Source organism: Protofrankia sp. Cas8 (assembly GCF_963555845.1).
In the GTDB taxonomy this organism is placed as follows: Bacteria; Actinomycetota; Actinomycetes; order Frankiales; family Frankiaceae; genus Protofrankia.
Genome location: NZ_CAUVXI010000188.1, coordinates 1 through 10,844, shown reverse-complemented (window position 1 = coordinate 10,844; position 10,844 = coordinate 1). Strand labels below are relative to the sequence as shown.

Annotated in this window: 11 protein-coding genes; 5 read left to right on the top strand and 6 right to left on the bottom strand. The window is 66.6% G+C overall.

Features of this window, described 5'->3' with window-relative positions:
• Both U9977_RS21395 and U9977_RS21390 read right to left on the bottom strand, forming a co-directional pair.
• A partial coding sequence (locus U9977_RS21395; RefSeq protein WP_322751077.1) for a hypothetical protein occupies nt 1-269 on the bottom strand: 269 nt, incomplete at its 3' end.
• A complete protein-coding gene (locus tag U9977_RS21390) occupies nt 266-571 on the bottom strand; it encodes a hypothetical protein (protein ID WP_322751076.1) in 306 nt (101 codons plus the stop codon). The genes U9977_RS21390 and U9977_RS21395, both read right to left, overlap by 4 nt.
• Before the next feature lie 211 nt (nt 572-782).
• Here U9977_RS21390 and U9977_RS21385 point away from each other — a divergent pair, with 211 nt between their 5' ends.
• Complete coding sequence (locus U9977_RS21385) at nt 783-2,300, top strand: AAA family ATPase (protein WP_416210727.1); 1,518 nt, start codon at nt 783-785, stop codon at nt 2,298-2,300.
• Between the two features lie 92 nt (nt 2,301-2,392).
• Here the strand turns inward: U9977_RS21385 and U9977_RS21380 are convergent, their stop codons facing one another.
• Nucleotides 2,393-3,052 (bottom strand): TetR/AcrR family transcriptional regulator, encoded by a 660-nt coding sequence (locus U9977_RS21380; RefSeq protein ID WP_322751074.1) that lies wholly within the window; start codon nt 3,050-3,052, stop codon nt 2,393-2,395.
• Between the two features lie 179 nt (nt 3,053-3,231).
• Between U9977_RS21380 and U9977_RS21375 the strand changes: the two genes are divergently transcribed.
• Nucleotides 3,232-5,238, top strand: coding sequence for an acyl-CoA dehydrogenase family protein (locus U9977_RS21375; RefSeq protein ID WP_322751073.1), 2,007 nt, complete (start codon nt 3,232-3,234; stop codon nt 5,236-5,238).
• A 78-nt stretch (nt 5,239-5,316) separates the two neighbouring features.
• Nucleotides 5,317-6,132 (top strand): SAM-dependent methyltransferase, encoded by an 816-nt coding sequence (locus tag U9977_RS21370; protein ID WP_322751072.1) that lies wholly within the window; start codon nt 5,317-5,319, stop codon nt 6,130-6,132.
• Here U9977_RS21370 and U9977_RS21365 read toward each other — a convergent pair.
• Nucleotides 6,100-6,954, bottom strand: a complete 855-nt coding sequence (locus U9977_RS21365; protein ID WP_322751071.1) for a slipin family protein — start codon at nt 6,952-6,954, stop codon at nt 6,100-6,102. The genes U9977_RS21370 and U9977_RS21365 overlap by 33 nt on opposite strands.
• 100 nt (nt 6,955-7,054) lie before the next feature.
• Between U9977_RS21365 and U9977_RS21360 the strand changes: the two genes are divergently transcribed.
• A complete protein-coding gene (locus tag U9977_RS21360; RefSeq protein WP_322751070.1) occupies nt 7,055-7,840 on the top strand; it encodes a DUF2071 domain-containing protein in 786 nt (261 codons plus the stop codon).
• Nucleotides 7,841-7,848: 8 nt separating this feature from the next.
• Here the strand turns inward: U9977_RS21360 and speB are convergent, their stop codons facing one another.
• Both speB and U9977_RS21350 read right to left on the bottom strand, forming a co-directional pair.
• Nucleotides 7,849-9,021 (bottom strand): agmatinase, encoded by a 1,173-nt coding sequence (gene speB, locus U9977_RS21355; protein WP_322751069.1) that lies wholly within the window; start codon nt 9,019-9,021, stop codon nt 7,849-7,851.
• Between the two features lie 97 nt (nt 9,022-9,118).
• Nucleotides 9,119-10,186 (bottom strand): 2-oxoglutarate and iron-dependent oxygenase domain-containing protein, encoded by a 1,068-nt coding sequence (locus tag U9977_RS21350; RefSeq protein ID WP_322751068.1) that lies wholly within the window; start codon nt 10,184-10,186, stop codon nt 9,119-9,121.
• Between the two features lie 490 nt (nt 10,187-10,676).
• Between U9977_RS21350 and U9977_RS27175 the strand changes: the two genes are divergently transcribed.
• The coding region (locus tag U9977_RS27175; RefSeq protein WP_416210728.1) for a transposase at nt 10,677-10,844 on the top strand (168 nt) is incomplete at its 3' end.

The following is a 10,844-nucleotide window of genomic DNA, read 5'->3' as shown; positions in this document are numbered from 1 at the left end:
GTGATCGTGCGGGGCTCAGGCCCGTAGTGCCAGAAGATCCGCCAGGCGGACGGTGTGTGGTTCTCGATGTAGGAGTCCCAGACGGTTTCGCCGCCGATGCCGTGCAGCGACCGGTACGGATGTGAGTTGAGTCCGGGGTGCCGTGGGTTGGTCTCGAGGCGCCCGAGCGCCCGGCGGACTTTGTGGAGCTTGCGTTCGTCCTTGGTGAGGTCGGAGAGCACGGCCGCGGCTTCGCGGGTGAAGCGGAGCAGGTAGGGTGGCGGGTTCACCGGCTCTCGTTGTCATCGTCATCAATGGCGTATGCGGCGAACGAGCCGAGGTCGACGGTCTGGCCGGCGGCCGACTGCTCCAGGCCGCGGGCCAGACCGTCGCGGAGCTGTTCATTCTCCCAGACGATCAGTTCACGGCGGGGGACGGAAGTCAGCGGAGTGAGGAGAACCTCGCCGTCGTCGTTGACAGCGACGGCGTAACGTGCACCCTTCTCGACTCCGACCCGCCCGAAGGCGATCCGGGACCGTTCGTCAGCGGATACCTCGCCGACGAGACGGAACCCCACGGACACGAACGTCATGGCTGGCCTCCCGGCGTCACTGTCGAAGCTCGGTCTGATCGTACGCGCCAGGTGGGCATGTGGGTATTGCCCACGACGGCCAGGCTGTCGACGTGGACCGGATCGGGTGGCGCGCCACTGACGAGGGGTGAGCGCTCACCGCACGGGTCACCTTCCCACTGTGCGATGTCAACCGCACCTATACTGTTCTGTATAGATCAATACATACAGAATGGTGGATGTGGACAAGCCCGCATATGTCATGGACCGGGATCAGCAGTGGGCCACGCTGGTCCGCTTCCTCGCACGAGGGGAACCGGCCCTGCGGATCGGCCTGCTGTCAGGACGGCGTCGCCACGGCAAGTCCTACCTGCTGCGGGCCCTGACCGAAGCGGCGGGCGGGTTGTACGTGACGGCGGTACAGGAGGAAGGCCGACGGCCGGCGCAGCGGCGGTTCGCGGCCGCTCTCGCCCGCTTCGCCGGACTGCCTGCATCCGCGGTTGAACTGGACGACTGGCAGCAGATCCTCACGACCGCACTGGAGCTCGTGGAGCGACATCGTTCATCCGGGACGGCTCCGCTCCTGGTCATTGACGAGCTGCCCTACCTCCTTGACCATTCCCCGGAGATCCCGTCGCTTCTCCAGCACCTGTACGACGATTCGCAACTGGGGCGGACTCCAGGTGGCCGGCTCATTCTGTGCGGTTCCGCGATGAGCGTGATGACCGAGCTGCTCTCGGGGTCCCGGGCACTGCGCGGCCGGGTGGCACTGGACATGCGGCTGGGTCCGTTCGACTACCGTCAGGCGGCGGCGCTGTGGGGAGTGGCAGACCCGGAAGTGGCATTGCGCCTGCACGCTGTTCTCGGCGGTGCGCCCGGCTACCGCCAGCTCGTGCAGGACGACCCCCCGGCCACGGTCGAGCAGTTCGGCTCGTGGGTACAGGAGAACCTGCTTGATCCAGATCTTGGGTTGTTCACGCGGAGCGAGACCGAACACCTGCTCCGCGAGGATCCCCGCATCACCCGGCGGACCCTCTACTACGACATCCTGACCGCGGTCGCGTCCGGTGCGGGCACCCCGGCAAAGATCGGCAGTATGATCGGGCGGGAGCGGACAGCGCTCACCCATGCACTGGACGTCCTGGAGTCCGCGGGCTACCTGCGACGTGATCAGGACATGCTGCGCCAGCGGAACACAGTCATCACGGTGACAGATCCGATCATCAGGTTCAACCAGTTGATCACAGTGCCCTACAGTGACCTGCTGGAACGTCACGAGGCCGCCGCGGTGTGGCAGGCGTCCACCGCGACGTTCGCGGCGCAGATCCTCGGCCCGCACGTCGAGGAGCTGGCACGGACCTGGACGCGTCTCTTCGCGACGCGGGAGGTCTTCGATGGGCAGCCGCTGGGCATAGTCGGCAGCGCGGCCGTGCACGACGGCGCGGGACGCGCCAGGCACGAGGTGGATGTGCTGGCGCTCGCGGCGGGCGAGCGGCCCCGCGTACGAGGCGTCCGTATCGCCCTGATCGGCGAGGCGAAGGCGACCGCCCAGCGCCGCACTCCGGGTGACCTCACCCGACTCGAACGCATCCGTGCGGTTCTGGCCGAGGACGGCCACGACACAGGCGACGCCGTCCTCGCGATCTTCTCGCTGACCGGCTTCAGTCCCGATCTGCGGCTTCTCGCAGACCAGCGGGCCGATGTCCGCCTCATTGATGTCAACACCCTGTACGGGCGGGCCGAGCCGTGAACCGCGCTCCACTGCGCTGTCTTCAGAAATACTTCGGAACACGTTCCGAAGTCAACTGGGGTGGGGCGTTGGGGCGTTGGGGCGTTGGGCGGTCAGATCGCGAGTGCGGTGAGGATGAGGCCCAGACCCTCGTGGAACTGGGTTTCCATCGCCCCGGCGAGGTGGTCGGCGACCGCGGCGAGGTGGGGGTAGCGGGCGGCGGCCGAGCTGATCGCGGTCACCGGGGTGACGGTGGCGTCCGGACCCTTGTGGGCGATGGTCGCCGCGGTGTGGCGGGCTTCGGTCAGGGCGTGACCGAGGGTGTAGAAGAGCAGCGTCTGGAAGGCGTTCGCCGCATCATGGTCGGGCATGCCGGCGTCACGCAGCAGGCCGATCGCGTGGTTGGTCCGATCCCAGCTGGCTTCGCCGCCCGGCGGCCGGCGCAGGACGATCGGCGCGAGGGTCGGATGGCGCAGCAGTGACCTGCGCAGCTGGGCGAACGTCTCGCGCAGGTCGGCGTGCGGGTCGTCGGTGTGGGGGAGCGGTTCCTCACCGCGCACGACCCGGTCGGCCAGCGCCTCCAGGAGCTCGTTCTTGGTGCGGAAGTGCCGGTAGACCGCGGTCGGGTCGATGTTCAGCCGGGCGCCGAGCGCTCGCATGCTGAAGCCGCCGACCCCGCCGATGTCGACGATCTCCATCGCGGTGTCGAGCAGAAGCTGCTGGGACAACGTCCCACGGGGGGTGCGGGTGTGGCGGGGCTGCGCCGTCTCCACCGGTCTCCTTTGATCTGCTTCGTAGTCGGTACCCACAGTGTAGTCAACGCTGTTGACGCCACCTCGCGGCCGATCCGGGTTGAATAGTCGCTCTGCGATTGCGGTGTGCGACAGAAAGTAGATCGCCCGGGACGGGGAAGTAAAGGCGTAGCAGATCTGCTGAGCCTGGGGAGCTGAATATGCCACACGTGGACGAAAGGGATGCTCGTAAGGCCGCCGAAGCCGCGCGGGAGACAGCATGGACGCGTCCGTCGTTCGGTAAGGAGCTGTTCCTCGGTCACCTCCGCCTCGATCTCATCTCACCGCATCCACGGCCGCCGGCGGCCGACCACGACCGGGGCGAGGCCTTCCTCACCGGGCTGGCGGCCTTCCTGCGCGAGCACGTGGATCCACTGGCGATCGAGCGGGACGGTCACATCCCGGCGGATGTCGTCGAAGGACTCAAGCGGCTCGGCGCGCTGGGTATGAAGATCCCGCAGGAGTACGGCGGCCTCGGCCTGAGCACCCTCTACTACAACCGTGCGCTGGCGCTCGCCGGCAGCTGGCACTCGTCCATCCCGACGCTGCTCTCGGCGCACCAGTCGATCGGCGTGGCCGAACCGGTCCGCAGGTTCGGCACGAGCGAGCAGAAGCGCACCTACCTGCCGCTGGTCGCCCGCAACGAGATCAGCGCGTTCCTGTTGACCGAACCGGACGTGGGAAGCGACCCGGCCCGGATGAGCGCGCGTGCGGTCCCCGTGGACGACGACACGGCTTATGAGCTGTCCGGGCGCAAGCTGTGGACCACCAACGGTGTGATCGCCGACCGGCTGGTCGTGATGGCGGTCGTACCGAAGTCCGCGGACCATCGTGGCGGCATCACCTGCTTCATCGTCGATGCCCACGCACCAGGTGTGACGGTGGAGCACCGCAACGAGTTCATGGGGCTACGCGGTATCGAGAACGGTGTCACTCACTTCGATCGGGTACGGGTACCGGCGCAGGACCGGCTCGGCAGGGAGGGTGAGGGGCTCAAGATTGCGCTGACCACCCTCAACACCGGCCGGCTGGCGTTGCCCGCGGTCTGCGCCGGCACCGCCAAATACGCGTTGCGGATCGCCCGTGAGTGGGCCGCCGAGCGGGTCCAGTGGGGTCAGCCCATCGGGCGGCACGAGGCGATCGCCCAGAAGATCGCGTTCATCGCCGCGACCACGTTCGCGATGGAGGCGGTCGTCGAACTGTCGGCGATGATGGCCGACGAAGGTGGCAAGGACATCCGGATCGAGGCCGCGCTCGCCAAGCTGTACGCGAGCGAGATGGCGTGGCTCGTCGCCGACGAGATGGTGCAGATCCGCGGTGGCCGTGGCTACGAGACAGCCCAGTCGCTGGCCAACCGGGGCGAACGACCCGTCCCGGCCGAGCAGATGCTGCGCGACCTGCGCATCAATCGGATCTTCGAAGGCTCCAGTGAGATCATGAAGCTGCTCATCGCCCGGGAAGCCGTCGACACCCACCTGGCGGTCGCCGGCGACATCATCGACACCGAAGTCCCGTTGTCGGCCAGGGCGCGGACCTCCGCGCGCGCCGCGGGTTTCTACGCCCGCTGGCTGCCCCGGCTCGCCGTGGGGGAGGGCACTGACCCCCGTTCGTTCGCCGAGTTCGGCTCGCTCGCAGGCCATCTCCGGTTCGTCGAACGGTCCGCGCGCAAGATGGCCCGCTCCATCTTCTACGGTATGAGCCGCTGGAAGGGCGGGATGGAAAAGAGGCAGATGTTCCTCGGTCGCATCGTCGACATCGGCGCGGAACTGTTCGCCATGAGTGCGTCCGTGGTCCGCGCGCAGATGCTGGCGCGGGACGGCGAGCCGACCGCCGTCGAGTTGGCCGACCTGTTCTGCCGGCAGTCCCGGCGGCGGGTCGACGCCCTCTTCGACGCGTTGTGGCGTAACGACGACGCCGAGAACTTCCGGGCCGCGCAGCAGGTCCTGACCGGCAGGTTCGGCTGGGCGGAGGCGGGTGTGCTCGACCCCAGTGGTGGCGGCCCGTTCCTCGCCGACGCCCGCCGCGCCGCCGAAGAAACTGATCATGCAGGCTGGGCGGACGCCGGCGCGGCCGCGAAGGTCGACAAAGCCTCGGACGATGTCGATGCCGTGGACCAAGCCGCGGCGATGGGATCCGTGCGGCCGATCGGTGTGGCCCCGCGAACCTGATCCCGATCGGCCGATATCCACCGGAGAGGCCCTACACTGTCGGCTGACCGGGGATATCGATCGAAAGGGCGCCGCGTCATGTCCGAGCTTTCCGAGGCCCCTGACCAGGCCCTCTTGTCGTTGGACACGTCGATCCCGCATTCGGCCCGGGTCTGGAACTACTGGCTCGGCGGTAAGGACAACTTCGCGGCTGACCGTGAGATGGCCGAGCACATCCTCACGGTGATGCCCAGCCTCGTGATGTCCGCCCGCGCCGACCGGGCGTTCCTCGGCCGGGTTGTCCGCTATCTCGTAGCGGAGGCGGGGATCCGGCAGTTTCTGGACGTCGGCACCGGTCTACCCACGGCCGACAACACGCACGAAGTCGCACAGGCGCTCGCGCCGGAGTGCCGGATCGTCTACGTGGACAACGATCCGATCGTGCTGGTACACGCCCGCGCTCTGCTGACCAGCAGCCCGTCGGGGACAACGGAGTACGTCGATGCCGACCTGCGCGACCCGGAGAAGATCCTGCTGGCGGCGCAGGCCACGCTCGACTTCACCCGGCCGGTCGCGTTGATGCTCCTCGGCTCCCTGAACTTCGTCGTTGACACCGCACAGGCGCGGGCGAGCGTCGCGACGTTTCTTGCCGCACTACCGGCTGGTAGTTACCTGGTGGTCGCTCATCCGAGCGCGGAGGTCCACGGCGAGGCGATGGAGGAAGCGGTCCGGCTCTGGAACGACGCAGGCTCATCGCAGATGACTCTGCGTAACCGCGAGGAGATCGCCGCTTTCTTCGACGGCCTGGAGCTGCTGGAGCCCGGGGTGGTGTCGTGCTCGCGGTGGCGGCCGGATTCCGCCGAAGCGGGTGCGGCCGAGGTGTCACAGTTCTGCGCGGTCGGACGAAAGCCGTAACGCGCTTTCCGCACCCGAACGCGCCGACCCTGCGTCGGCTGGGTCTGCGGTGCTGGTTGGGTCTGCGACAGGCACGACGCGGTCGAAGAACCGCAACAACTCGACCGGAATCGGCATCACCAGCGTGGAGTTCTTTTCCGCAGCCACCTCGACCACGGTCTGCAGGAGTCGCAACTGCAGGCCGCTGGGATCCGCGGCCAACACCCGGCCGGCCTGGGCGAGCATCCGGGACGCCTGGAACTCACCCTCAGCCGTGATCACACGGGCTCGCCGTTCCCGTTCGGCTTCGGCCTGCTTCGACATCGACCGCTTCATCGACTCGGGAAGCGCGAGGTCCTTCAGTTCGACCCGTTCGATCTTGACTCCCCACGGCTTCTCGGTGGGTTCGTCGATCACCGCACGCAGCTCGGCATTCACCCTTTCCTGGTCGGAAAGAAGTTGATCAAGTTCGCTGCGGCCGATGACCGAACGCAGTGAGGTCTGCGCCACCTCAGTCACGGCGAACGTGTAGTTCTCGACGTTGACGATCGCCTTGACCGGGTCGATGACCCGGAAGTAGACGACCGCCTCCACGGTAAGCGTCACGTTGTCCCGGGTGATGCACTCCTGGGTGGGCACAGACATCGCCACGATCCGCATGTTGACCTTGACGATATGGTCGATGCCGAACGGAACAACCAATGTCAGACCGGGGGAGCGGAGTTTGGGCCGCAGCCGGCCGAAGCGGAACACCAGCCCCCGCTCGTACTGCTGCACTGTTCTCAGCGAGGTGAGCAGCACCAGCACGGCGATCACGATCAGGACGATCAGTAAGACGATCACAAAAAGGGATCATAGCCTGCCCGCTGCCGGTACGGGGTATCTGTCGCTTTTCTAACCATCGGCTATGGGATAAAGCCTGATATCCCGCCATCATGGGCTCATGCAGCGCGACGACCCAGATGCCGGTGATGGGATGGTCGGGGAGGGGATGGCCGGGCTCGGTGCGTCGTGTCCCTTCACGGTGGAAAGACCGATCATGCGACAGCGCTGGGAGCGGCTGACGTTCGTGCACTGGCCCTTCGATCCGGCGGTGGTACAGCAGCTTCTTCCGGGCGGCCTGCGGGTCGACACCTACGACGGGGCGGCATGGGTCGGCCTGGTGCCGTTCTTCATGCGGGTCGCGACCGCGGCCGGGCACGGGGTGGCGTGGGCGTCGACCTTCTGCGAAACCAACGTCCGTACCTACGTTCATGATCATGAAGGGCGGCGGGGAATCTGGTTTTTCTCTCTGGACGCGGCCCGGCTCGGTGCGGTGGGCGTCGCGCGCACCACCTACCGGCTGCCCTACTTCTGGTCGTCGATGCGGCTGGTGGAGACCCCGGACGAGATCTCCTACACCTGCGCCCGGCGGTGGCCCGGTCCGCGCGCCACCAGCCGGATGACGATCCGGATCGGTGAGCCGTTCGGATCCGGTGACCTCGACGAGCGGGACCATTTCCTGACGGCCCGGTGGATCCTGTTCAGCGCGGCCGGTACCCGGCGCCGCTTCGCGCGGGCATGGCACGAGCCGTGGCCGATGCACCGGGCCAAGGCTGTGGTGCTCGACGACAGGCTCGTCGCCGCGGCCGGACTTCCGCAGCCGCGGGACGAACCCCTGGTGCACTACTCCCCGGGAGTCGATGTTCGCATCGGCCGACCCGAACGCTACCGGCCGATGCCGTCCTAAACGGCTGGTCAGGGGTGCTGGGGCACGCTGTCTGGATAGGGCCCCCAGGCCTCCCGGTTGGCGGTGGCCGGTTTGCGACCGAGCTTGCCGGCCCGGACCTGGGTGGCGAGGCTGTCGAGAATCACCCGGCTGGACAGCAGCGCGGTCTGTTCGGCCCAGTCATAGGGCGGTGAACACTCGACGACCTCGATGCCCGCCAGGCCGGGCTCGGAGATCATGCGGACGAGGTTGAGGGCCTCGCGGGGCAGGAGACCGCCCGGTTCGGGCCAACCGGTTCCGGGGACGAAACCGGCGTCGATCACGTCGATGTCGAAGGACAGGTACACGGCCTTGGCGTTTTTCCACGCCGTCTCCAGGGCGAGTTCGGCGACTTTCTCGATGCCGACCCGTTCCACGTCGCCGACGGTGATGACGGTCGTGCCGCGCTCACGGCCGACCGTGACCCCGGCCCGTGGCGCCTGCCAGCCGCCGATGCCGATCTGGACCAGGTTGGTGGCCGGCGCGTTGGCGATGTTGGTCGCGTGGAACCACGGCGTGGTGTGCATCCGCTCGTCGAGGTCGCTTGCCTGAGTGTCGACGTGGCGGTCGAAATGAATGATGCCGATGTTGCCGTCCAGGTACGGCGCCATCCCACGGATGGTCGGGAATCCGATCGAGTGGTCCCCGCCCAGGACGACCGGCATCACACCCTGTTGCACGACGTGGGCCATTGCCTGGCTGATCTGGTCGAAGGACTTCTCCAGGTTGCCGGGAATGGTGAACACATCGCCGATGTCGACCAGGTTGAGCTGCTCGCGCAGATCGACGCCGAGTTCGTAGGAGTAGGTGCCGAACAGGTTGGTCGAGCGCCGGATCCCCTGCGGGCCGAAGCGGGCACCCGGCCGGTATGTCGTCCCAGCGTCCAGAGGAACCCCGAAGACTGCCACCTCGGCGTCGGCGACGTCGTGTACGTCCTCGATGTACGGGCATTTCAAGAATGTGCCCCGTTCACCGGCGAAGTGCGGTATCTCGCCGCGGGCGAAGGTCGGAATCGTCCGATCAGTGATCGTCGGCGCGCCCGCCAGGCCGTGAGCGAGCCGGCGTTGGATCTCCTCCTCCGCTCGCCGGGTCGGCAGTTGGGCCTCGGCCCGCTGAGCCCAGTTTCCCTCACGGTCGACCCGGTCGTTTCCGGACGCCACCATCCCATGCCTCCACAGTGCTGTCCTGGTACCTGTTCGGGTACCTGTCCTGGTACCTGTCCTCGTACCGTCCGGATGCCTCGTTGCAGGTACGGTCGTCTTATGGTGCAACCATTTCCCTGCCAGCGGTCAGGCGTTCGGCTTCACCTCGCATGCGGGCAAGAATCGACAGGCGGTCCTCCTCGAGAATCCGACGCGTGGTGATCCGGTCCGGATAGCTACGCATGAACATGTTGGTGAAATGACTGCCATAGTGGATGTAATCAGAAGTCGGGCCGGACAACGGGCGGACGCAGGCCTCGAAATTCGGCTCGTGGAAGTAGGCGAGTGCGAAGCGCTCCCGGGTGTTCAGCCTGACCTTGTGCGGGGTTGAAAGAAGAAGTCCGTTCGTCAGGAACTGAAGAATGTCACCAGGGAACACCGTCAGTACGCTCGGCACCGGCTTCACGAACGTCCACGGATCGACATCTTCGTACATTCCCGCCGCGCTTTCGTCCGCCAGCCAGTTCCTGTTCCGCCGCTCGCCCGCAACGGGTGGACGTATGTAGAGTCCGCCCACGTCGTCCTGGGCGGCGATCACCAGCAGTCCGTAGTCGGTATGGGCGCCGATGCCCCGGGCGGTCTGCGCCGATGCGGCGGGGAAGCGCAGCACCCGCATGTGGTGCCAGCCGTCGTCGGTCAGTTGTGTCAATGCGTCGATGTCAGCCGCTCCCAGCCCCAGAGCGGTCAGTTTGAGTAATCTTTCACCGAACGTACCGACTTCGTCCATGAACGCCTGCATGCTCCGCTGGTAGTCGGCGTCAGGCCACGGGGCCGGGCCGTGGCACGGCCACTGTCCCTCTACGCGGGCATCGTCGCGAGCGACGTCCTTGCACACGGTGAAAATCTCGGAATAGTCTGCCTCGCCGGCCGTGACCTCTTCCCCGGACGCGATGTAGCCGCTGTAGGTCAGATCACTGACGCACCCGGACTTGACCGTCATGGGCATGCGGAAAAAGCGTCTGCTCGCCTCGATCGCAGCCTGGGTCTTCTGGTCCTGGGCCGGGCTCGTGGCGACCTGGAAAATTCCGTCCGTTCGCCATGCCTGCATCATCGCACGCGCCAGAACGATGTCGGATTCCGTCCCGTTGACGGATTCGGGCAGGTGGAAGGTTCGTAGCTCAGTCAACTCGGCCTCCTTGCGTGGAGGATCGCCGCTGCGACCCGCTTCAGAACATCGGAGCCGCACCATCGGAGCCGCACCATCGGAGCTCCGTCGGAAAGGCCGGGAGGTGCCGATCGTGATGTGGGTTCAGCTTCCCGCGATTCTCCTGATTGATCCAGGATGGCGATGTGCCGGTATCGGCAGCGCCCGGCTGCCTGCTGCCTCAGTCGCGGGACTGGTATTGTCACTACCACCGTCAGCGCGCTGTTCCCGCTGCTGGAGCATTCAGTCCAGCGTGAGTCGGCCCGATCGACAGGCTGTCGTCACCAGAGAGCGCCTGCTCCCCAACCCTGATCATTCGTGGCCGGGTGGTTTCAGGACAAAGTCAGGCCGGGCCTCAATCGGACAGGAGCGTCCGGCTGCTAAGGAGGTCGGCAATGGCGGTGCGAGAGTGGACCGTACCCGCTTTAGTGGACACTCGGTAAAGCTGCCCGATTGATCGGGAGCGCGAGATATGGGCTCGACACGCCGTGCATGTACCGAGGCGTACAAGGCGCAGGCGGTAGCTTTCGTCGTTGATGGGGGCCGCTCAGCCGCTGAGGTCGCCCGGAACATCGGCGTCCACGAGATGACGTTGGGAAAGTGGTTGAAGAAAGCACGGGACGAGACCGAGGCGGCCCGG